We start from the raw sequence: 23409 nt of genomic DNA on the forward strand, positions 1-23409 counted from the left end.
GACGGAAATGATACCCACCCCCGTCAAAAATAAACCGCCATTTGAAGGCGGTTTGTCTTTTTGAAAAAGAAGTGTTTGCTTGAGGTATCAAACCTTGGATTAGCAGCACAGTTTTGCATTTTCTGACTCATTCACCATCGCGTTTGAATGGCGTCATTTTTGCTCTTGTTTTTCCGTGCACGTTTGACTTACCGCATTTGAAAAGAAAGCACTTGATTGTCATCGACGTTGATCTTCGCGACTTCTTCTACCAATTGCTCTTTCTTTGTTTTGGTCAGTTGTTTGATGAAATATTCCGCTTTCATCGCAACACTTTTACTTTCAAAACAAGATGACCACTCCAAAGTCAGTGGCCCCTTCCCTTTCAGTGCTTTCGCACCTTTTCCCGTTTGATGCTGTTTAAAGCGTCGCTGTACATCATTCGTCACACCACAATACAGTGCATCGCGGTTGTTTCGGATCAGATACACACTCCAGCTTTGCTCGGCAATATCACTCATGAAAGCAGCGACGCGACCTGTTCTTTTAGTGCTTCTAATTCTTCACGAAGTTGCACTACTTCTTGTTCTAGCTGAGCAACGCGCTCGGCACCGGCAGAAGAAGGAGCAGATGACGCTACGGCCAGTTCGCTCATGTCAACTTCACCACAGAATAGGTGCATGTAACGAGACTCACGTTTACCTGCCTCACGAGGAAGTTTTACAACAAGCGGGCCTCTTTCTTCACCAGCTAAAAGCTCAAGTGCGTTTTCAACTTCTTTAACATCATTGAAAGTAGCAAGGCGGTTTGTTCGCGTACGGAGCTCACCCGGCGTTTGAGCACCGCGTAGCAGCATGCAACACACGATGCCTTTCTCTTGTACGCTAAGCTGTAAATCGCCGAACTCTGTATTACAGAATCGATGCTGATACTTACTCACTCGGCTGTTAAAACTGCTTTCATCACTTACAAGTCGACGCTCAATGAGCGCATCCACTGCATCTAAAACGTCAGCTTCAGATAAAGACATAACCGGCTCACGGTTACTTTTTTGATTGCACGCATTCGTTAGCGCGTTAAGGCTGAGAGGGTATTGGTCGGGGGTAGTCACTTCTTTTTCGATCAAGCAACCAATTACTCGTGCTTCAATTGCCGTTAGCTCAACTTTCATAATGCATTTCCTTATTATTTTTGCATTTGAATTTGGGTATCAGGCTAAAGCATAGCGCATGGACCTGACACCCTTTGCGATTCGGGGTAGGTCTTAATGCTCTGATAAGATCGACACTTTGGTCATCTTTCCATTCTCATCAACCATCATTATCTTCGAACGGTTGAGTTCGACTTCTGTGATTTCGAGTTGTGTTCTTGCTGTAACGTAAGCCGCTTTAAGTTTATCTGCCAATGAGTCGGTGGTTGATTCCATTTCTTGGCTTTCGACTTGCTCCGCAGTATTACCAGAGTTCATTTCGAGCTTCATCATATTGTCTTTAATGAAGCTGATAATATAGCGTCAAAACTCCTATGACAACGAGTTGGGGCATTTCAGTGAACGATAATCCAAGCTTTTCAGTAACGAGTGTTAACAACACATCAGAATTGGTGGATAAATGTTCAACCCTACGCCACGTTTGATCTAAAGACTGTTATGCCACGAGATGTTGTGCTTTAATCGAGTCAGATATTCACAAATTAGGAAAGGGAACCATGAGTAGCGTATTTGAAATCGTGAACCAAGCTCGTCGTAAAAACAAACTAAAACGTGAGCTGCTTGATAACGAGAAAAAAGTTCGTGATAACCGTAAGCGTGTAGACCTTCTAGAGAACCTACTAGACTACATCAAACCTGAAATGACTCACGACGAAATCGTAGCGATCATCAAAAACATGAAAGCTGATTACGAAGACCGCGTTGACGATCACATCATCAAGAGTGCAGAAATCTCTAAAGCACGTCGTGACATCAGCCGTCGTATCCGCGAACTGACTGAAGAAGACAAGCAAACTAGCGGCAAAAAATAAGTCGAATTAGTTTCAGAATTCAACCCCGAGCAGGGATAACTTGCTCGGGGTTTCTTTTTGTCTCTTTGTTGTACACTGTGTACAATAAAATCAACTTCAGTTCCAAAAACATTCAACGTTCCTATGCCTTTAACTTCTTCTACCGCACAACCAACGTTAGCAAAGCAACTGTTTACGATGACATGGCCAATGCTCTTTGGTGTGTTGTCGTTGATGAGCTTTCAGCTAGTCGACAGCGCCTTCATAGGCCAACTAGGTGTGCTGCCTCTCGCTGCACAGGGCTTTACTCTACCACTTCAAATGGTGGTTATCGGTATTCAAGTCGGCCTTGGCATTGCAACAACCGCGGTAATTTCAAAAGCATTAGGCGCAAACGATACCCGCTATGCAAAGCAATTAGGCGGTCTGGTTTTAATGATCGGATCGGTAGGCGTAGCAGTATTCGGCTTGCTCATCTGGCTATTGCGCTACCCTATTCTCTCGCTTTTGAGCGCACCTGATACCGTGATGTCAATTATCGACAGTTACTGGCCTTGGTGGCTATTGAGCTCTTGGGTAGGTGCGGTGCTGTATTTCTACTACAGTATCTGCCGCGCAAATGGCAACACCATGCTACCTGGCACCATGATGATGGTCACCAGCGGCGTGAACTTAGTGCTCGATCCGTTGTTTATCTTCACGTTTGATTTGGGGATTAACGGCGCAGCAATTGCCACCGTCGTCGCCTTTGGTTTCGGTATATTGGTCGTCGCTCCTCGTGTTCAAAAAAACCATTGGGCAACCTTCCAGTGGCAGGATTTGAATGTGGTTAAGAGCATCACGTCCATCGGTAATATCATGGGCCCAGCGATGATCAGCCAGTTATTGCCGCCTCTCTCCTCTATGCTAGCGACCAAGCTGCTTGCTGGCTTTGGTACGGCGGCAGTTGCATCTTGGGCTTTGGGCTCGCGCTATGAATTTTTTGCGATTGTATCGGTATTGGCGTTAACCATGTCAATGCCGCCGATGGTCGGACGCTTATTAGGAGCGAAAAACTACACCGACATTCGTGCATTGGTGTCTATTGCCGTTAAGTTCATCCTTGGTTTCCAGTTGTTGATTGCGCTAGTAACCTTTACCGCAGCTAACCCACTCGCCTTACTTATGACAAGTGATACTCAAGTAGAACAAGTCTTGCACATGCACTTGATGATTGTCCCAATCAGTTTAGGTTCACTTGGGGTGTGCATGTTGATGGTGTCGATTTGTAACGCACTGGGGAAATCTTATACCGCACTAACCATCTCAGCCCTGCGCCTGTTTTTGTTCTTCCTACCGTGTCTATGGGTAGGGGCTCAGGTGGGAGGCATTCAAGGTCTACTGATTGGCGCTTGTATTGGTAACCTCATGGCTGGAATCGCGGCTTATATTACGTACCAAAAAACCATTAATAAGCTCTCAGCTCAACAAGTCTCAATGTAACAACGCTTTCGAGTAACGCTGAAAAACAAAGCCCTCACTTCAACGGCGAGGGCTTTGTTGTTTTAAAAACGAGAAGTTGAACGAACTAACCTCAACTAAGTAAAGACATTTTATCAGCAGGGAAAACCACACCAGTTTGCCTTCTTACTTCGGTCAGTACTTTTGCAACGGTCAATGAACGCTGCTTCATTTGATCATCCATCACACCCAGTTTAAGTTGTTTAGCAAAGGCTTGAGCTTCATAGAACATGTGGTTCTCTTCTTGCGGCAGCGTTAGGACTTCTTTATCTTCACCGCGCGGAATGCGTTCAACACCACGACCTGTCGCAATCATATCGACAATCACACTACCCCGCTCACCTTGAAATTCACTTGGAATGAGTGAATCACTCACCTTAGAGTGTAGTAGGTTCACATTAAAGCCATCGTACGCCAGTGTTACGCTGCCACAACCATCTACGCCTGATGATAAGATGTGAGCACTTGCTTGAACACTATTCGGCTCACCAAACAGTTCAATCGCAGAACCAACACAGTAATAACCAATGTCCATGATTGAGCCATTAGAGAACTCTGGGTTGAAGGTATTTGGGTTTTCACCGTTTAGGTATTTCTGGTAACGAGAGGAGTATTGGCAGTAGCTAATCGTTGCATGACGAATAGGGGCAATTGTCGGTAAGCTGTCTTTCAACACTTGGAAGTTTGGTGTGTATGGCGACATGAAGGCCTCGAACAGCACCACGCCATTTGCTTCTGCAGCCTTAAACATGGCTTGTGCCAAAGGATAGTTAGACGCCATGGGCTTTTCACAAATGACATGCTTACCAGCGTTTAGCATTTGAATAGCTTGAGGCGCATGAAAAGAGTTAGGACTAGCAATGTAGACCGCATCGATATCTGAGTCTTTACTTAAGGATTCTAAACTATCGTAATAAGACGCTGCGTTATAAGGTTCACCAAACGAACGTGCCTTATCAATATCACGTGAATACACCGCTTGTAGGCAAAATTCTTTACTTTGAATGGCCGCTTCAACAAATTGTTGGGAGATCCAGTTAGTTCCAATAACAGCAAGTTTGAACATGTTACTTCCTTTTCATTATCGTTCGGTAGCCATAGGGCCCATCAGAGCGATTTAAGCAAGCTTTAGTTCATTAAACAACTCAAATAGTTGGTTCGATTTGTAAGGTTTCGGTAAGTATGCATCCATCCCCGCCGCAAAGCAGTTCTGAATGTCTTCCTCTAGTACGCTCGCGGTCAAAGCGATAATGGTGATCTTATCGCTGCCCACTTCTTTTTCCCAACGACGTATCTCTTTTGTGGCGGTTAAGCCATCCATCACAGGCATCATGCAATCCATCAGAATCGCATCAAATTGCTCTCCTTTTGTAATGGCTTCTAATGCTTCTTGTCCATTACTGGCAATTAAATAATCGTAGCCCGCTTTATCAAGAAAGAAACTGGCAATCTTTTGGTTCATCAAATTGTCTTCTGCAATCAAAATCCGGCGATGAGTTCGAGATTGGTTAATGTTATGAATGACAGCCGACGCCGTGACATCGTAACTTTTATTATTCTGTTCGACTTGAGCAAGCTCATCAATGGCATGTCTGAAGCGATTACCAAGGAAGGGTTGAGTCAACACCGCATGAATGCGCTCTGAGTTGGTATAGGTCGTAGTGAGATGATGCTGACAAACAATGATTCGACTCACATCGACATATTTCTCTAGTTCATCGATGGCCGAGTCCAACGTACTTTTACCATCATGGCAGTAAAAAATGACTTCAGCTTCTCTTGAAGAAAAGGTCAAATCATCAATGCGCTTAACCTCTGAAAGTTGTATTCCTGCTAAACGGCATTCTTTAACGATTTGGTCGGTGTAACGGTATTGGTCTGTGATGAGTATGCCCGTTCGAATTAATTCTGAACGCCAACCAACTATTGGTAGCACTTCTACCTCGATTGAGAATTCGAAATGGGTTCCTATCCCTTTCGATGATGTCGCGGTTAATTTGCCGCCCATCATGGCAACCAATTGACGACAAATCGCTAAGCCTAATCCAGTACCACCAAACTGACGCGAGATGCCTTCATCTTCTTGGGTAAAAGGTTCGAAGATGGTATTCAGTTTGTCTCGCTCAATGCCTATCCCTGTATCTGTCACTCTAAACGTTAAGAAAACGCTCTTTTGCGTCGTCGATTCTTGGTAATCAACGTCGACAGAAATGTGCCCTTCATGAGTAAACTTCACCGCATTCAAGACTAGGTTCATGATGATCTGTTTGATGCGGTGATCGTCGACCATAATGCGTGGAGGAATACGTTCATCTAGGTTAATGTTTAGTTCCAGTTGCTTGGACGTTGCTTTAGATTGAAACAAAATCATTGACTGATAAACGACCTCGCGAATGTCAGTCTCGATTAAGGAAAGCTGTAAGTGACCAGATTCAATTTTCGATAAATCGAGAATGTCGTTCAGAAGAGTCAGCAACGTATGAGACGAAGTATCGATATCGGTTAAGACTTCTTTCTGATGAACTGAAAGGGCACTTTGGGACAGAATCTCCGTCATCCCAATAATGCCATTCAATGGGGTTCGTATTTCATGGGACATGCTGGCAAGGAAAACTGACTTTGCTCTGTTAGCCGAGATAGCTGACTCTTTGGTTTTTAGAATCTCTTCTGTCTGTCGGTTTTGCTCTTCCATCATACGATTGACTTGCTGCGCGAAAATGGTGAACTCATCATTACCATCAACGGCCACTTTCTCCCCTTTAACGTGTTCATGGATGAGCGTGTTGAGAGAGTGAATGATAGAGTCCAGTTTGCTGTGCACTCGATACCAAGTACCAAACCCCAGCCAACACAATAAGACGATGATGACCATGACTCCCGACGTCATCAGCGTGATGCTTTGTTTTTGCGAACTGACTTGTACTAACAATGCACTCTCGACTTGTTGAGTGAACCCTGCCGTCATTACTTGTAAGCGTTGTACGCGGTGGTCAAGGTCTCTAAGGTAAGTTACATAGTCCGATTGCGATAACTCACCTACCATCAAACGCCCACGAGCTTCAATGCTAGAAAGGTAGCGCGGCGATGTGTACAGGCCCAGTAGTTTCTCAACTTGCTCATTTGAAGCCCCCAGCTTTATGAACCCTTCCAAACTTTGCTGCTGCCGCTCAATTGATTGGAAAAACATGCCTTGATTGGGCTTACTCTCCGGCTCTAACACCAAGCGATAGGTCAGCCACGCCTCTTTTTGCGTCCAATAAGAAAGCTGTGCGAGGTAAGCAATGAAGTCTTGCATCCAATGCGCTTCGTCACTGTCAAATAGATGGTAATGCTGAACCAATGCCTCAGACATCTCCTGTAAGAGTCGAAATGACCGATCTCCTGCATCCACACTGTCCTTTATGTCGCCGGAGATCACATCTAGCATGGCTTGCTTTAAATCATTGGAATATTCCACTGTGTGACTGTTTTGCATGAACTTGTCGTAAATCGCGAGGGCTTTGTCTCGTTGAACTTTGACTTCGATCGGAAGAGGTTGCTCTTCTCCATATTGATGACGTTCTTTCTCCATCTCATACACAAAGTGGGATGCTTCAGAAATCAACTTCAAGCCTTGAATATTACTGACGGTTTGGTTGAGTCTGGCGACTCGTTGAGAGTTAATAGAAAATTGGTGAACGGCGAACACAGAAATAACCACCGCAGGTAACAGTGCGAGTAGAGCTAAACGTAATTTTATAGAAAGTTTTATCATCCGTTCGCCCGAGTTAAGAAAAGGCCCTCGAATTAATACTAGACTACTTTCATAGATTGAATATGAACTTATGCGAAGGGTTTTATTGGCGCTTTTGCTTCGCTTATCTGCTCAAATAGGCAAAAACAACACTTAGCGCCCTTTGTTGCACCAAGGTTAACCGAACAAAAAGTGTGACTGCTTGCAAAATTTTGCAGCATCATTTTTAAACAGATTTGGTTAAATCGACATAGACCATTGGTGAACCCTAGACGGTCATTAAAAAGTTGATAAGACGTTTACCATTTTCGTGTTAAAGGATACAAACATCACAAACTCCAAATGGTAACTATCATTGTTGCAACCTTTCTATTTGAGATGATCCTTTATAGTCACGAATTAAGTTTTATATTTGTAAAAAGTCAATCCCCATAAAACCCTGCCTTAGTCACATTAATCAACTAATCAAAAGACGATTTGCCACACTTTAAGCTGGATTTATTTTTCCTAGCAGAATAAGACCTCCGCCCGTACAATCCGCACACATAATTATTACAACCCAATTACATAACACCCTCACTTCACGCTCTACCGTTGAGGTAACAGCTGAAAGTAAGGTCAGCCCCCAAAACGTGAAAGGTCCGAAACAACAATGAGTCCAGAGAAATATCTCCAAGACTGGCAAACAAGCCAAACGATTGCTGAATCTATTTCCCCTCTTATTGGTAAGCTATATCGTCAAAAAGGAATTGAAGTAGTTCTTTTTGGTAAGACACTTATCAACGCCACCACCATCGACATTCTCAAAACTCACCGCATTGCAAGACGTTACACTGGAAGTCCTCTATCTCTTGAACAAACCATGCCAATCATTCAAGCGTTGTGCGAAATGAGCATTTCATCTTGCCGCGTCGATGTTGGTCAGCTTGCTGGTATGTACTGGAAAGATCACGAAGACACCTCTGCCCTAAACGACTTCTTGCACACAGCTTTGCACGGTGCCCGTGATGCTGATTCTTCTTTAGCGGCTCGTGATGTGGTTCTTTATGGTTTCGGTCGCATTGGTCGCCTATTGACTCGCCTATTGATTGAAAAGAGCGGCCCAGGTTACCCACTTCGTTTGCGTGCGATTGTGGTTCGTGGCGGTAAAAAAGGCGACCTTGAAAAACGTGCGAGCCTATTGCGCCGTGACTCTGTACACGGTCAATTCAATGGCAGCATCGTTATCGATGAAGAGCGCAAAGCCCTCATCATCAACGGCAACTACATTCAAATCATATACGCAAACAACCCAAGTGATGTGGACTACTCGGTTTACGGTATTAACGATGCACTTGTTGTTGATAACACCGGTGTTTGGCGTGATGCAGAGGGACTAAGCCAACACCTAGCATGTAGCGGGGCAGAAAAGGTGCTGCTTACTGCGCCAGGTAAAGGTGAAATCAAGAACGTCGTATTTGGTGTGAATGAATCTGTGATTCAAGAAGATGACACCATCATCTCTGCGGCGAGTTGTACAACCAACGCCATTACACCGGTCCTTAAAGCGTTAAATGACAAGTATGGTGTTCTTTCGGGTCATATTGAAACGGTACACTCTTATACCAACGACCAAAACCTCATCGACAACTTCCACTCTGGCGATCGTCGTGGTCGCAGTGCCTCTTTGAACATGGTTCTCACTTCAACAGGTGCTGCGAAAGCCGTCGCAAAAGCACTGCCTGAACTAGCTGGTAAGTTATCTGGAAACTCGATTCGTGTCCCTACTCCAAATGTATCAATGGCTGTTGCAAACCTAAACTTAGGTGAAGATGTAGACCGTGATTCGCTGAACGACTACCTACGTGAAATGGCGTTAAACTCAGAGCTTTCTGCTCAAATAGATTACACAGATTCGACAGAAATCGTATCAAGCGACCTAGTTGGATCTCGTCACGCAGGAGTGGTGGACGGACAAGCGACCATCGCACAAGACAAGCGTTGTGTATTGTACATCTGGTACGACAACGAATTCGGTTACAGCTGCCAAGTTGTGCACTGTATGGAACAAATGATGGGTGTTCGTTACCAAACATTCCCTCGATAAGGTGAAACCTTGCTCCACAACGTTAACCACAATAGGTAACGAGTAGCACCTCAGCATTTGTTTTTAATAATAAGCGCCCCGCGCATTACTAATAGCTCTTCCCCGTTTATACGCCTGATGACCTCAGGCGTTTTTTCGTTTTTAAGACTCTTTGACATTCCTCAGACATTAATTAACCAACTTGAACGCTATATTCATGTTTCGTTCATGTTCAGAGCACTAATATGAACCCATAGATTGAAAGAGAGGTCATGATTATGAATCGAATTATCGTTACTGCACTAGCACTGATTACTGGCTTTTTTACTTTGGTATTTAGCCTAATCATGGCGATTCCTTTGACCATCGCAGCCCTGATCACTGGTAAACGTATTGAAAAGCGCGTGAAGCAAATGCAGCAAGAAATGCATGAAGAATATGAATTCAATACGGGCAAATCCAACGCGATTGAAGGCGAGTTTGAAGAAGTTCGTCGCTAGCGTTTCTGAAGGTTCCACACTCCCCCTATGTTCCTGAGCAACCTTCTTTGCTGACATCCTATCTCGTTAAGAGTTAGGATGTTTTTTTGTCTGCCATATACAAGAAAGGCTACCATCGCGGTAGCCTTTCTGCTTTTTAAACAATGCGTTCAGCTTAATTAAATCGTCACAACCACTCGCACAGCTAATAGCATCAAAACGATGCCGGATAGTCGGTCAATCAGCACTGCCTTTGAGCGAATACGGTCAACAACATGCGAGTTAGACAGCACCAAGGTAATAAAGGTGTACCACAAACCATCGACAACAAATGGCGTCGCGACGATGATCATTTGGTTGCTTAGATCGTTACCAAGTGCAACAAATTGGCTGAACAATGCAATAAAGAACAGTGCGATTTTCGGGCTTAGAATCGAAATAAGAAAACCTTCTCGCGCCGATTGTAAAACCGTCGTCTCTTCACCAGATTCTAGCTTCGCTGCTACACCACCTTTTGAACGTAAAGCATTGAAACCGAGATACGCCAAGTAAGCTGCACCTGCCAAACTGATCGTCTTAAATAGCAACGGGCTTTGTTGAAGTACCACTGCCAAACCTATCAAGGTAATGAACGCATAAATACCAATACCAAACGCGTGCGCCCATGCGGTAGCCAAACCATTCACGCGGCCACCAGCTAACGAGTGCTTAGCAACAATCGCTAAACTTGGACCTGGCGACATTGCCCCTAATAAACACACGGTAAAAAGTGATAACCAAACTGTTAGTGTCATAAGAATCTCCCCTCTTTGACGCTAATCTATCAACGGAACAGGTATAATTAGAAATCAAAGTTTTTCATACTAACCATGATTTCAAATCATAACTAAATAATGCATTTATTATCGAATGGAATATTCTGAAATCTGCATGACCGAACGAATCTCTTCCCGCACCCATCTATGCGCCGGATCCGTATCGTATTTTGGATGCCACATTAACCAATACTGATGAATAGGCGTTTCGAGAGGCAGTGCTTTATGGGCCAAGTCCCAATGCTTCGCAAGATTGACCGCAATATGCTCTGGAACCACCATCAGATGTTCACTAGAAACTAAGCGATTGATGGCAGCAGAGAAAAAAGGCACTTTGAACGTAATATGACGTGTTTGCCCTAGTTCTCTTAATGCTAAGTCGGTGTACGAATCTTTGTCCCCACCACCCGTAACTTTAATGTGAGAGTAAGAAATTAAATCTTCAACACTGATACTGTCTTGCTTTGCTAACGGATGAGAAGCTTTCATCAAACAAACTGATGAGTCTTCACCAATCTTCACACTGGATACGCCCTGAGGCTTCTCTGGATACATGGAAGATGCGATATGGATGCCAGTCTCATGAAGCTTATCTAGAAAATCTGGCTGCCACAGTCGGTACGCCATATCTAAATGAGGAGCAAAGCCACTCAGATGAGAGGCAATATCAGGGAGGACGTATTGGGCGACATAATCACTCGATGCAAATACTAACTCCGCTTTCCAATCCTCAGGTTCAAAAGGCTTGTCATCAAGAAGGTGATCGAATTCTGCTAACAAGTCATCCAACTTCTCTTTAAGAAGTAGCGCTCTTGGTGTTGGAATCAGTTGGTTACCCTGTCGAACCAATAAAGGGTCGCCGCACAATTCACGTAACTGCGCTAATTGACGGCTTACCGCCGATTGGGTGATGTGCAAACGCTCAGCAGTTCTGCTCACATGGCACTCTTCAAGTAGGACATGTAAAGAGCGCAGTAGATTCAGGTTGATGTTATTCAGCACGCTCAACCCATTGAGCACGCCAATCTGCCGCGGCGTAATCTTCCGGCCAGTATTCCACTTGTTTGCAAATCAGGCCATCACGGACAGTATGAAAAGTAATTACCCTATCCGAACGTACACCATCGCTAACGATCACATCGGTAACGACTTGATCAGCATCAGCCACGATGCGTTCGATAGTAAAGGTCCATTTCCCGTCCGCAGGATAAGCTGAATTGAGCTCTGCAAAGTTTTTTCTACCTCGAATCACTTCTTTAGTTAATGGCCAAATCACGGCGCAGTCAGCTGACAAACACTCTGCCGCCGCATAGAAGTCATTGCTTGCCATTACGTTCCAAAAATTGAGGACGATGTCTTTTTCGTTCATTTTACAAACTTACTCCCTGTGGTATTGAAAAACTCCGTTAACACGGTATGTGTCATCACGTTACGAAGCTCTGGATAGCTTTGGATATAATCTCGAATCTCGTTGAGACGCGCGATATTAGGCACTTCGACAAACAGCATCATATCGGTTTCACCACTAATAGCGTGACACCATTTAACACCATCGATTTTATACAGGTCATTAGCGTAATTATCGCAATGATGGCTAGAAGCGGAGGTATCAAATTTGAGTGCCATGTAAGCACAAATCGTCGACTCTTTAGATATCGCAATATCGGCATGATAGCCAAGGATGACTTGGTCATTTTCAAGCTTTTTGATCCGAGCTGTCACAGCTGAACGTGACAGGCTAACTTGCTCTGAGATTTCAGTAATAGAGAGACGGGCGTTCTGCCGTAATAGGTCTATGATCTGATGATCAAATTTGTCCATAACATCACCAAGCTTTCCTTAATTTTGCCATTCTACTCAATTACAACTTATTGAAAACCGACAATTTGCGGTTTATCGGCAAAACAACCGTCATTTTGACGGTCGACAACATCATTTTGCTGTGCAGAATTTAGATATGCTTGTGGCTCGCATTACCTAGACGTTCAGAGGTCGTTATGGAACAACTCAAAAAAGACATTACGCTGATATCCGGAATCGGTCAGCTCTCAACTACCTTAATGGGCACGGGTCTATTTATGATCCCAGCGATTGCCGCTGGCATTGCAGGTCACTTCTCACTTTGGGCTTGGATTATTTTATTCATTGCCATTTGCCCTATCGCGCTTACCTTCGCTCAGTTAGGCAAACGCTATCCAAGTGCTGGTGGTACAGCATTTTTCGTCCGTAAAGCCTTTAATAGTAAGCTAGAAAGCAGCGTGGCGTGGTTGTTCGTTAGCGTTATTCCTGTTGGTGTGCCTGCTGCTGTCGCACTTGCTGCAGGCTTTTTACAACAACTGTTACCAGAGTCCATTAGTAATCACCTTTTCGCTCAAATTCTCACGGTCGCTCTGTTAATGGTGGTCAACTTGCTCGGCACAAAATCTTCTGGTCGCTTACAAACCATTATCGCACTGAGCATTTTTGCTCTGGTCGGTGCATTTCTGTGGAAAGGCGATGTTGGTTCTGCCGATTTAACCATGCCTGTCATTACGATGGATTCAACTTGGTCGATTGCAGCGGCTTTGGGCGTGATGTTCTGGTGTTTTGTGGGAATAGAAGCTTTTGCTCATATGGGCGAAGAGTTTAAGAACCCACAACGGGACTTCCCGATTGCCATCATCGTTGGTTGTTTTGTTGCAGGAATCACTTACTGGGCATGTTCGGTCGTCATTCTAAAATTTGGTGCTTACGGCAATGCCCAATTCGATAGTGCATCGATCCCTTGGCTGAGCGCCCACCTATTTGGTGAAAACGCTAAATGGATAATCAGCGTGGTTGGCTTTTCTGCATGCTTTGCCAGCGTAAACCTTTATACGCAAAGCCTTTCTCGAATGGTATGGGCGCAAGCAAGAGAACATAAACCAAATAGTGCGATTGCAAGAGTATCTGTGCGCGGTGTACCCGCAAATGCCACTCTCGTTGTTGGTGTTATTTTGCTAGTTTCGTGCGTTATTGGGTCACTATCTGGTTTAGAGCTGGAGTTTTTCCTCAAACTCGCGAATGGTATTTTTGTTCTGGTCTATCTATTGGCAATGCTTGCTGCTTACAAATTGCTACAAGGTTGGGGAAAGATCCTCGCGGGCATTTCTCTTGTGTTGTGCACCGCGGTATTCATTTGTTTAGGTTGGTCTATGCTTTACGCCGTTACTATTTTTGTCGTGCTCTCTTTACCGTGGAGGCAATGGCGAAAAAAGCACATTAGACGGATAACTGAATAAGACCCTACTCCTTATTCAAACAACTGAGAGAGTTGCTCAACCAACGCATCAATATCTACTAACGCGACATTGCCATAGCCTAGTACAGCGCCTTGCCAATCTCGCGTTCTAAAACCTGAATGCTCATAAAAACTCATCGGACGCAGCACAATACCTTTTGACTGAGCGCGCTGCGTCCATTCATGTTCATCAATTCCCTGCTGCCACTTTAAAGTAATATGGAGACCAGCAGCCTGACTGATCACCGCAACTCTATCGCCAAAGTGCTTTTCAACCGCCAAACACATTTGTTCATGCTTAATTTTGTACAGTCGGCGCATTTTTCGGATATGACGCAATAACCCACCTTCAGTGATAAAATCTGCCAACGCTTCTTGTGCGTGCGTAGGTGAATCACCACTTAACGCATCTTTAACCACCAAACATTGTTCCACTAAACGTTCAGGAACCACAAGGTAGCCAAGCCGCAATCCGTTAAACATGACTTTACTGAAAGAACCCACATACAACACGCGATCATCTCGACCCATTTGAGCCGCTAGCCCTTGTAGGCTGGTATAGGGGCGATGAGCAAACTGGAATTCGCTGTCATAATCGTCCTCGATGATCCAACGTGATTGCTCAACTGCCCAGTTGATGATCTTTCCTCTTTGCTCGGTATTGAGTGTGGTGCCCATCGGATATTGATTACTTGGGGTGATATACAGCGCATCGGCATCACTTGTGGTCACCGCTTCCACATCAAAACCTAGTTTCTCTCGTACGAACAAAGGCTCAAATTGATACTGCTGAAATTGAATCAACTTACGCATTTGTGCGTAGCCCGGTTGCTCCATCAGAACCTTATCACCTTGCTTGAGAACAACCATCGTCGCAATCGACAACGCCTGCTGCGCCCCAGAAGTAATAATGATGCGCTCTGGGGAGCAATTCACAGAGCGGCTTGATGCAAGGTAGTCAGCTAAAGCACAGCGTAATGTCCAACTGCCCTGGATATCTTGATTGCCGAGCAAACAGGAACGGGAGAGATGGCGAGCAAGTAACTTTTGCCATTGCGCCATCGGAAACGCTTCCAAATCAGGCACACCCGGTGCAAATGCGCGGTTGATGTCAAAGTTGCTTTTCGGTGAAGAGTCCGTCTTGATTGAACTAGGCTCAGGTAAATACTGCTCCGGCAGTTCTACGGCAACATAAAAGCCTGAACCTTTTTGACTATTCAAATACCCTTCCGCCACTAGCTGCTCGTAGGCAGAAATCACGGTATTCCTGCTGAGATGAAGCTCTTGTGATAGTTTTCGTGTAGAGGGTAGCTTGCCATTCTTCGCCCACAATCCTTGAACAATCTTCTCGCGGATAGCAAAAAACAACGCTTGCTGACGCGTTCCATCACTTTCTTTTAAATGCAGGTCACCGATATCAATCAAAGACAAACTGGATCCATCCATTAGTTAAAACTGGCTCTCTTTAAGCTACCAGTTAAACGCTACATTGCAATCAAAGATTGAGGAGCAAATAAGGAGAGAAAATGTTATCCAATACTAATAGAACGGAAATTAAGAAAGGCGTACATAAAGCCGTCTCTGATGTTAGCAAACTGCACGCCATCATAGATGAAAGCCTGATTGCTCATATTGCAATAACAAACGAGTCTGGCCCTGTAGTCATCCCCATGTTGGCATGGCGTGTCGATGATTACGTGTATATCCATGGTGCCAACAACAGTCGATTGTTACGCTCACTCAAACAAGGAGTGCAAACGTGCCTTACCTTTACTTTGTTTGATGGTTGGGTATTGGCTCGCAGTGCGTTTCACCATAGCGCGCATTATCGTAGTGCCGTGGTCTTTGGGCAATTTGAGATGGTGGAGAATAACCAAGAGAAAGACAGGTTACTGAATCACTTTATCGAACAGATCGCTCCGGGGAGAACCGAAGAAGTTCGTTTGAGTAATGAGAAAGAACTCAAAGCCACCATGCTACTGCGTATTCCACTGACCGAAGCATCGGTAAAAATAAGCAATTTTGGCGTCAACGACGATTCAGAAGACATGGATATTCCCGTTTGGGCTGGCGTATTACCGTACCGAACGGTTGTAGGCCCACTTGAACCGTGTAACGATTTATATGAGGGTATTCAATCGCCCGATTACCGCCAAGCCTACCCTAATCGCTGGTCGGAATAAGCACGGTAAATCGCGCGCCACCTAAATGACTTTCTCCAACAGAAAGATCCCAGTGGAGCAGCCTCGCGGCGCTGGTTGTTATCGCGAGGCCCAACCCGAATCCTTTGATATCAGCGTTACGGCTTTTATCCAATCGAGAAAACGGCAAAAATATTTCCTCTCTTTTCTCTTCTGGTATACCAGGTCCATCATCTTCAATATCAACTATCCAAAAATGCTCAACCTGTCTCAACGTCACAGTCACTTTACCGTCACCATATCGCTTGGCGTTTTGCAGTAAGTTATCAATAACCAAATTTCCTAGCGTCGGTTGCAAACCAATCATAGGGTCTTCTTTTGCTTCTTCAGCCAACAACAGCACTGCCCCTAAATTATGATAGTGCAGTCGATGTTTTAACCATTGAGGTAAGTGCACCAACTCATACGTTTCGTTCATCAAATGATTATTCGAATTCAATCGAGATAACATCACAATATCGGAGGTGAGATGGTTGACTACGTCGACATACCGTTCAATATCATCATGCAATTCAGCTTGCTGCGCCCCCTCACAACGTCGTGCTAGATCGGTCGCGAGCTGAATACGGCTTAATGGTGTACGCACTTCATGAGGAATAGCTTGAGTGAAAATCACACTCTGTCGAACCTGTCTTTCAATGTCTTCCGCCATGGTATTAAAACCACAAGCCAATTCGCGTATTGGAGCGGAGAAATCCTTTAGCTCAACGCGCTTACTCAGTTCTCCCGCACCAAACTGTTGTTGAGTCGCAGTTAAATGACGAATCTGATTTTCCAACTTTCGAACCGGAATATAAACCATCACGCCTAAGCTAAGAATCACGGCGATAATCAATGTTACGACGAAGATGATCTCTGAATCCTCGTCCCAATCTATATCGGGACTGAAAAAATCACCTTTCTCTTTAAAGACTAAGCTTTCTGATGTGTTGGGCAGAGGAAAAACGGCGGCGTACAACGTATCATCAACCAAATAAACGGGAATACCTTGTAAGTGATACAACAATTCGCAATGGTGGCACGGTGCTGAGCCATCCCAATCATGAAGCAAAGTCAGGTCGAAGATAAAGAAATCTTGTTTTCCTTTTTCGGTGAGGTTTTTGTAAAGCGAGTCTTCTGTCCCACGTTGCTCTATGTACTGATCAACAAAGTAAGCGCCGTCTTCAAGGAATATCCCCACTTCCGTTTTACGCATGAACTCTTCGCCCATAAAAATAAACAAAGTGATCGTCAGAGCTAACCCAGAAATGATACCTACGTATAAACGAGTAAACGTCGAGAACATCGTTATTTACCCGTCAGCATGTAACCTCGGTTACGGACAGTTTTAATGGTAGCAGTATGAATATGGGCTTTGGAAAACTTCTTTCTTAAGGAAGAGATTCGCATATCAATCGAACGATCAGTAATGCAATACTCGATGCCTCTTGCTAATCGACAACAAGATTCCCGCGAGACAGGTTTATCAACGTTAAGCATTAACAGTTCGAGTATTTCAAACTCAGAGTCAGTTAAGTCTATATCTTGTTCCAAATAGAAAGCTTTAGAACGGCGAGTACACAAGTCAATTCCGTAACGGCTTAATTCCACGGTTTCAACCATGTCCACTTGACGACGATACCGACGCAGAGCAGCTTCAATGCGAGCGAGAAGGATATTGCCTTTAATCGGCTTGGTTAAGTAATCGTCAGCACCGAATTTGAGCAGGCTAACTTCACTCATTTCATCATCAGTTGCCGTCAACACAATAATAACGCCCTGATAAAAACCGCGCGCTTCTTGGCAAATCATCGCGCCGTCTTTACCGGGAAGCATAAGATCGAGTAAGACTAAATCAGGTTTAAACGCTTTGATGCTGTCTAACGCATTCAAGCCATCATCAACAATAGTGACAAGATAGCCTTCTGCTTCTAGATACATCTTGGTTAGTCGAGCGATCTCAGAGTCATCCTCTACGAGCAAGATTTTATTGCTAACCATGATTTATTCACTCCATCTATAAAACAGAAGAAGTATATCGTCCGATTTGTAGGGTGCAACCCACTCTATTGACACTTTTTCCTACAAGAAATGCCTTACAAACACTTACAAACCATACATTTATAAAAACACGCACAGCTAATAAAACCAGAAATGGAATTACCAACCACATAATTAGAATTAAAAAGTTTTTTAAGCTAGAACTTAATACAAATTTAACACATAAATCCATTATTGTTTTAGATTAGTCGAATTAAAAACCTTACAAGAATTCATTCCTAACAGTTATGACTTCATTTGCCCATATAGACAGAAATTCCTGTTACTCATAGATTCTCGGGCGAACCTTCAGTCAGTGAGTAATACAAAAAATGAAATTCGCTCAATTATCCCCTTTGGCAATATTGTGCGCGGTAAGCCTTACGGCTTGCGGTGGTAGTGACTCCAGCTCGAAAACATCGAAAACGACTACGCCACCAGCCCCAGTATTGAGCACCGTTATCATCCCTAATGTCGTTTCTACAGCGTTTCCTACTGAGTTGAAGGTAGCTGCTGATGCTGGCTTCACCCACTATGTAAAAATCTCGCTTTCTGAAGCCAACAATGATGATGCATTTCATATTGTTGCGGTTGACGATGGTGTGAACAATGAAAAAATCTTTCGTGCCGCAAAAATTATCCAGCACCTACTCACAACCCAACCGAATTCTAAATACGGTACCGACAAATCTCGCATCGCTAAGACACTAGCAGCACGTGACGCGACATTGATGTTGACTAAAAACGACGATCAAAATGATGAGATGCTGACAAAAATTTTCGTCAGTGAGCTTATTCGTCAAGGCAAGTTGAACCACGCAATTGCTGATTCAGGTCTAACGCACACTTTTGATACCAGTTCTTTAGAAAAGTTTGTGGAAGACATGATGGCACTTAGCGAAGAGGACTTAGATTCACTTGTCGATTCGATTGCAACAACCTTAATGAACAGCGCAGACACACCAAACTGGTTGATGAACAGTCAATCTTTAATGTATCGCGAATTGACCGTTGAAGGCGATTGCCATTACATGAGCAACTTTGCCGATTACTGCGCTAATCTGGGTGAGCATGCTGACCGAGACGCTGCTTTTGAAGAGATTCTACATTTGGTTCAAGCGCAAGGCATTGCGCCTAACGCGTCGACTACGTCACTGCAAAACGGCATTCAAGCACATGCACTGAGTATCTATTCCGATATGCAAGCTGGCAAGCCCACCGTGTGGCGTCCTACACAAAGAGACTGGGAAGATTGGGAGTCGGACGACTTCGACCCGGAGCGTGTTAAGAAAACCGGCCCTTCTTACTCTCATGAATATTTTGCTGCTGCTTTTGAAGCTTACATGGGTGTAGCAAAAGCAAACGGGCAAGGCCTAGACGGCTACCAAGCTTTAACGCGTGAGGAAATGCAAAGCCAAGACCCGCAAGCGGTTGATTGGATTAGCGGCTTATTCCACGGATATTTGCAATACACCGCGAACATCGACTCTGCTGGCGTCAAACTCTACACGGAGAAGACGAATCCAGGCACAGTGCCTACCTTCCGTATGGCACCAAACAAAGACGATTTGGTAGAAGCATACACCTACAAATCTCAGTGGCTCACAAGGGTAAAGATCGTTGGCGACCAAGCAATCAATGTCATCGGTAACGATCAAGACAACACCTTCGAAGGCAACAACAAAGATAACAGTATTTACGGTGAAGGAGGCATCAACACCTACATCGTGCCACACAAACTGGCGGAATGTATCGTTATCAAAGCGAAGAATGTAACTGTTGAGTGCCCTAGCACAGGCTCTGATGAGTTGTACGACATCCAAAATATCAAATTCACCGACAAAACTTTAGACGTAACGAAGCTATAAACGATGAAAAACATGAAGAAACTTACTCTACTTGCTCCCCTATTCCTTGTTGGCTGTGGTGGCCTTGCCGTCATGGATCGTACTGATGCAGTAAAAGCGCAACCAGAAATGTTGGTAAAAACCGACGGCGATTTTTGGGGATTCGGAGCCGATGGTCGATTTGATTTTGCCGGTAAGTACAAAGGTAAATACTCGCGCAGTGCTTCGAACTCAAGCTGGTTCAATCGCATCTCGTTCAAAGAAGGCGCAATGGGTGCAGAGGTGACTCGCGTAGACAGCGGCGAAACCTGGTTACTAAGCTGCACAGGTGGTGGTATGTCAGTGAACTACATGGGTGTTGATTTTGGTGGAAACGACCCTTACACGTGCCAAATCACCCAAGACGGTGTCAAAGTCGGTGAGTTTGCAATGAAGCCAAAATCGGCACTGATCGATATCAGTCTAGAAAAGAAAGAGACTGGCAGCGTTCGCGTTGGCAACACGCATTTCAACGTAGAAACCGTGCACACAAGCCCTGATTCAATGATGGCGGTAGATATTCCATTGGGTTACAGCTTCAAGCAAGGCACACAAGAAATCGCTGCGGTACAAACCAACGGTACAATCGCAGTGCAAATGCTTCCCGAGCTTAGCGATCAACAAAAAGACGTGGTGGCTATTGGTGCCGTTGCGAGCGCACTGAGCTGGCGTCCCGAAGAATAAGCGCTTAACAACATAGAAGAACCAAAGCCCTCAACCTAGAGGGCTTTTTGTTAATACATGATTTGTCACGCTATTTTTCTAGGCGCGCCGCGTACTGCTTTGGAGTCAAACCACGATGTTTTTTGAACATGCGATTGAAACTCGCCACATTGGTATAACCAAGGCGTACAGAAATATCATCAATACTCACGCGTTTGCTCAATAACCCTGCCGCAACATTACTCAATACATAGCCTGATACCGTCGAGAAGTTGAGCCCTAATTTGTGCAAACGGCGTTGAAACTGCTGATCAGATAAACCAAGCAGAGAAGATACTCGCTCTAACGTTGGTAACCCGTAATGACTGCTGTAGTGCACCACTTCATATATCACTTTCAGTTCATCTTCTGGATCGGGCATATTGAGCAAATCATCCAAGTCGGAAAAGCTCATCGCTAAACGGTTGTCTTCACGATGAGTTACCTGCCGAGAAGCAAGACGGTCATCACCGTTAATCCATATTTCTGTCTTGGGTTGGCTCCAATCGATATCGCACCCGAAATAATCTTTATACAAATCATGATTCTTCCTTGAACCAGAAACCAATACGCGAAGCGGTTTATAATCTTTACCTAGAAATTCTCGAAGAATTTTAATCATAAAAATGGCGCTACGAATACTATCGTGAACCTTTATATTGGTATCAATAAAGGGATTGTCGTACGTCCACTTAATGATCTTGCCCGATTGTGCTCCAGCAAAGAACGCCCCAGACTGAAGGTTACTCACGCCATAGTTCACACGTCGAATCGTGCTGGCTAGATCATTACCAGAAAACAACCAACGCCCAACAGGTCCAAGTTTTTGCAAATCGATATCTCGGCTGACATTCAATATTACGTCTGGATCACCACTCATCCTTTCAATCCGTTGATACCATTCACTGACCGCTTTCAACGGAATCAAGGTCATAGGGTTATGGAAGACTGAAGACGGAATCCCAAGCTCATCAGACGTCAAATTGTATTTAGATAACGCAAGGTTATGCATGTTTAAAATGCCCATCGCGCGAATGAATCGAACTGTTTTCATAACCAATCACATCAAAATTCATCTTGTAGTGATTGAATGTGTCACAAAGACTCATCCATTTCAATTCCTGCTCAAAATAAGCCAACAGTTTGATAGAGGAGTGTTTAATGAGTTTACTGAGTGTCCCATTTGTCGGAACAGGCGCAGATACTGCGTTACATGTTGTCGCTGCCGTCGTTTTAATCGCGAGTGTTGCAGGCGCGTGTTACGGCTTTTGGAAAATCCATGAGTTGCCTATTAATAAGGCGCACAGCAAGGACCATCATCAGATAGGGCTTATCACTGCCCTCACCTGGATAGGATTTGTCTGGCACTGGGTATGGGTGCTAGCCGTGATCTTTGCATTCGTTGATATGGAAAAAGCCATCATCAATCTGCGTGATACATGGAAAAGTAAACCGCAAACAGAAACACAGCCACAAGAGGAGGCATAATGTTAGAAGGTTTAGCGGTATGGGCACTCTTCATCTATCTGCTCCGTTTAGTCGGTATGCCTTGGAACAAAGCGACCAAATCGTTCGCTTACCTTGGCGGTTTGGGTTGGCTGATGTTCGTATGGGTGGGCTTGATTAACTTCACTCCGATGGATTTGTCCGGCGGTTCAGTGGTGCAATCTCCTCATGTTCAATTGCGCCCAGATTCAACTAGCGTGAAGGGCAAAGTTGACCACATATACATCAAGCCAAATCAACAAGTTGAGAAAGGTCAGCTCATTTACGAACTCGACCCAACGCAATATGAAATCGCACTGAATCAAGCACGTGTATCGGCGGACTCTGCCAAAGTGGCTCTGGCAACAGCGAAAGGTGACATCGCCATAGAAGAAGCGAACCATGAAGCGCTTGTTCAAGATTTAGAAACATCAAAGAGTCAGTTGGAAGCAGCGAAAGTTGACCACAAATTGCAGAAAAAGATGCTCGATCGTTATGTTGAGCAAAACCGAGTGGTGCAAAACACCATCACGGAAAGCGACATTGATAAACAATCGAGCACTGTCGATATGGCTCGCCATAACGTGTTGACGCTTGAATCTCAAATAAAGAAGAAACAAGTCGATATCTCACGTGCAAAGTTGGCGATTCATAAAGCGGAGTTAGCGGTTGAGACTAAGCAAGCAGAATTACGCCAAGCCAATGAGCAAATTGCAAAAGCACAATGGGACTTAAACAGCACCAAAGTGCACGCACCAAGCGATGGCTTTGTGACAAACTTTATCCTCCGTGAGGGTCAGCGTGTATCGGCGATGCCACGTATCAATATGTACACCAACGAGAAGTACGTACTGATGCGAGTAAATCACCAAGCGATTCGTAACGTCAAACCGGGTCAACCTGCGGAATTCTCCTCTTCGGTTTATCCAGGTAAGATCTTCTCAGCAACCGTTGAAGGTATTGTTGAGGCAACAGGTGAATCACAAGGTAACTTAATGGGTTTCGATGACTCTGTTCGCGTGACAACTGGTAAAAACTTGCAGAACAAACACCACTTTGTTCGCCTTAAGATTGATGAGCCAGAAGGCTACGACATCCCTGTGGGCTCTGTTGGCCTCGCATGGGTCAGCGGTGAAAAACCGATAGGCTTCATGGCCTTCTTAGATGTGATCCGCGGGATCATCATCCGAATGAAGTCTCAACTGTACTTCTTCTACTCTATCTAAACTCACAAACCGCCAGTTCCGCTGGCGGTTTTCTTTTCATTTGTATCCAAGCACGTACT

23 protein-coding genes are annotated in these 23409 nt (G+C 44.5%); 10 read left to right on the forward strand and 13 right to left on the reverse strand.

The window, feature by feature from the left end:
• Positions 1-188: 188 nt before the first annotated feature.
• The 3 genes from L1076_RS02690 to L1076_RS02700 all read right to left on the reverse strand — a co-directional run bounded on the left by L1076_RS02690 (position 189) and on the right by L1076_RS02700 (position 1459).
• Complete coding sequence (locus L1076_RS02690) at positions 189-500, reverse strand: GIY-YIG nuclease family protein (RefSeq protein WP_042604484.1); 312 nt, start codon at positions 498-500, stop codon at positions 189-191.
• The gene (locus tag L1076_RS02695) at positions 497-1150 is read right to left on the reverse strand and encodes a YceH family protein (protein ID WP_237303085.1); all 654 of its coding nucleotides are present in this window, start codon (positions 1148-1150) and stop codon (positions 497-499) included. The genes L1076_RS02690 and L1076_RS02695 overlap by 4 nt, the downstream gene beginning before the upstream one ends.
• A 93-nt stretch (positions 1151-1243) precedes the next feature.
• Positions 1244-1459: a hypothetical protein gene (locus L1076_RS02700; RefSeq protein ID WP_042604483.1), complete on the reverse strand. Its 216-nt coding sequence runs from the start codon at positions 1457-1459 to the stop codon at positions 1244-1246.
• Positions 1460-1686: 227 nt separating this feature from the next.
• Between L1076_RS02700 and L1076_RS02705 the strand changes: the two genes are divergently transcribed.
• A complete protein-coding gene (locus tag L1076_RS02705; RefSeq protein ID WP_005373603.1) occupies positions 1687-2001 on the forward strand; it encodes a DUF496 family protein in 315 nt (104 codons plus the stop codon).
• A 123-nt stretch (positions 2002-2124) separates the two neighbouring features.
• The gene (locus tag L1076_RS02710; RefSeq protein WP_237303086.1) at positions 2125-3462 is read left to right on the forward strand and encodes an MATE family efflux transporter; all 1338 of its coding nucleotides are present in this window, start codon (positions 2125-2127) and stop codon (positions 3460-3462) included.
• Between the two features lie 91 nt (positions 3463-3553).
• Here L1076_RS02710 and L1076_RS02715 read toward each other — a convergent pair whose 3' ends face one another.
• Together L1076_RS02715 and L1076_RS02720 are read right to left on the reverse strand one after the other, a co-directional pair.
• Entirely contained in the window at positions 3554-4546 is a 993-nt protein-coding gene (locus tag L1076_RS02715) for a Gfo/Idh/MocA family oxidoreductase (RefSeq protein WP_237303087.1), read from the reverse strand.
• A gap of 51 nt (positions 4547-4597) precedes the next feature.
• On the reverse strand, positions 4598-7234 hold the full coding sequence (locus L1076_RS02720) for an ATP-binding protein (protein WP_237303088.1): 2637 nt from the start codon (positions 7232-7234) through the stop codon (positions 4598-4600).
• A 631-nt stretch (positions 7235-7865) separates the two neighbouring features.
• On the opposite strand from L1076_RS02720, the gene L1076_RS02725 reads away from it, so the two are divergent.
• Together L1076_RS02725 and L1076_RS02730 are read left to right on the forward strand one after the other, a co-directional pair.
• Positions 7866-9299, forward strand: a complete 1434-nt coding sequence (locus L1076_RS02725) for a glyceraldehyde-3-phosphate dehydrogenase (RefSeq protein WP_039974968.1) — start codon at positions 7866-7868, stop codon at positions 9297-9299.
• A 257-nt stretch (positions 9300-9556) separates the two neighbouring features.
• On the forward strand, positions 9557-9778 hold the full coding sequence (locus tag L1076_RS02730; RefSeq protein ID WP_110415329.1) for a hypothetical protein: 222 nt from the start codon (positions 9557-9559) through the stop codon (positions 9776-9778).
• Between the two features lie 158 nt (positions 9779-9936).
• On the opposite strand, the gene L1076_RS02735 is transcribed toward L1076_RS02730, so the two are convergent.
• From L1076_RS02735 to L1076_RS02750, 4 genes are all read right to left on the reverse strand, one after another.
• On the reverse strand, positions 9937-10551 hold the full coding sequence (locus L1076_RS02735) for a LysE family translocator (protein ID WP_105067979.1): 615 nt from the start codon (positions 10549-10551) through the stop codon (positions 9937-9939).
• 108 nt (positions 10552-10659) lie between these two features.
• Positions 10660-11574 carry a LysR family transcriptional regulator gene (locus L1076_RS02740; protein WP_045404627.1) on the reverse strand — a complete coding sequence of 305 codons (915 nt, stop codon included), beginning with the start codon at positions 11572-11574 and terminating at the stop codon, positions 10660-10662.
• A complete protein-coding gene (locus tag L1076_RS02745) occupies positions 11564-11941 on the reverse strand; it encodes a nuclear transport factor 2 family protein (RefSeq protein ID WP_038877641.1) in 378 nt (125 codons plus the stop codon). Before L1076_RS02745 ends, L1076_RS02740 begins: the two co-directional genes overlap by 11 nt.
• On the reverse strand, positions 11938-12393 hold the full coding sequence (locus tag L1076_RS02750) for an Lrp/AsnC family transcriptional regulator (RefSeq protein ID WP_038877644.1): 456 nt from the start codon (positions 12391-12393) through the stop codon (positions 11938-11940). The genes L1076_RS02745 and L1076_RS02750 overlap by 4 nt, the downstream gene beginning before the upstream one ends.
• Positions 12394-12569: 176 nt before the next feature.
• Here L1076_RS02750 and yjeH point away from each other — a divergent pair, with 176 nt between their 5' ends.
• The gene (gene yjeH, locus L1076_RS02755; RefSeq protein ID WP_237303089.1) at positions 12570-13832 is read left to right on the forward strand and encodes an L-methionine/branched-chain amino acid transporter; all 1263 of its coding nucleotides are present in this window, start codon (positions 12570-12572) and stop codon (positions 13830-13832) included.
• 11 nt (positions 13833-13843) lie between these two features.
• On the opposite strand, the gene L1076_RS02760 is transcribed toward yjeH, so the two are convergent.
• Positions 13844-15277: a PLP-dependent aminotransferase family protein gene (locus L1076_RS02760; RefSeq protein ID WP_237303090.1), complete on the reverse strand. Its 1434-nt coding sequence runs from the start codon at positions 15275-15277 to the stop codon at positions 13844-13846.
• Between the two features lie 80 nt (positions 15278-15357).
• Between L1076_RS02760 and L1076_RS02765 the strand changes: the two genes are divergently transcribed.
• Positions 15358-16014, forward strand: a complete 657-nt coding sequence (locus L1076_RS02765; protein WP_038867344.1) for a pyridoxamine 5'-phosphate oxidase family protein — start codon at positions 15358-15360, stop codon at positions 16012-16014.
• On the opposite strand, the gene L1076_RS02770 is transcribed toward L1076_RS02765, so the two are convergent.
• Positions 15995-17317, reverse strand: a complete 1323-nt coding sequence (locus L1076_RS02770) for an ATP-binding protein (protein ID WP_237303091.1) — start codon at positions 17315-17317, stop codon at positions 15995-15997. The two genes, L1076_RS02765 and L1076_RS02770, sit on opposite strands and share 20 nt — an antisense overlap.
• A 2-nt stretch (positions 17318-17319) precedes the next feature.
• Positions 17320-18012: a response regulator transcription factor gene (locus L1076_RS02775; protein ID WP_039974976.1), complete on the reverse strand. Its 693-nt coding sequence runs from the start codon at positions 18010-18012 to the stop codon at positions 17320-17322.
• Between the two features lie 371 nt (positions 18013-18383).
• On the opposite strand from L1076_RS02775, the gene L1076_RS02780 reads away from it, so the two are divergent.
• Positions 18384-19919 carry a hypothetical protein gene (locus tag L1076_RS02780; protein ID WP_186176477.1) on the forward strand — a complete coding sequence of 512 codons (1536 nt, stop codon included), beginning with the start codon at positions 18384-18386 and terminating at the stop codon, positions 19917-19919.
• Positions 19920-19931: 12 nt separating this feature from the next.
• The gene (locus L1076_RS02785) at positions 19932-20621 is read left to right on the forward strand and encodes a hypothetical protein (RefSeq protein ID WP_045404813.1); all 690 of its coding nucleotides are present in this window, start codon (positions 19932-19934) and stop codon (positions 20619-20621) included.
• A gap of 70 nt (positions 20622-20691) precedes the next feature.
• Here the strand turns inward: L1076_RS02785 and L1076_RS02790 are convergent, their stop codons facing one another.
• Positions 20692-21693: an AraC family transcriptional regulator gene (locus L1076_RS02790; RefSeq protein WP_038867338.1), complete on the reverse strand. Its 1002-nt coding sequence runs from the start codon at positions 21691-21693 to the stop codon at positions 20692-20694.
• A 107-nt stretch (positions 21694-21800) separates the two neighbouring features.
• Between L1076_RS02790 and L1076_RS02795 the strand changes: the two genes are divergently transcribed.
• Both L1076_RS02795 and L1076_RS02800 read left to right on the forward strand, forming a co-directional pair.
• Positions 21801-22127: an MFS transporter gene (locus L1076_RS02795; protein WP_005433326.1), complete on the forward strand. Its 327-nt coding sequence runs from the start codon at positions 21801-21803 to the stop codon at positions 22125-22127.
• Positions 22127-23350, forward strand: coding sequence for a biotin/lipoyl-binding protein (locus L1076_RS02800; RefSeq protein WP_237303092.1), 1224 nt, complete (start codon positions 22127-22129; stop codon positions 23348-23350). Before L1076_RS02795 ends, L1076_RS02800 begins: the two co-directional genes overlap by 1 nt.
• Positions 23351-23409: the final 59 nt, after the last annotated feature.

The sequence above is a fragment of the Vibrio sp. MMG023 genome (assembly GCF_021654215.1).
GTDB classification, from domain to species: Bacteria; Pseudomonadota; Gammaproteobacteria; order Enterobacterales; family Vibrionaceae; genus Vibrio; species Vibrio jasicida.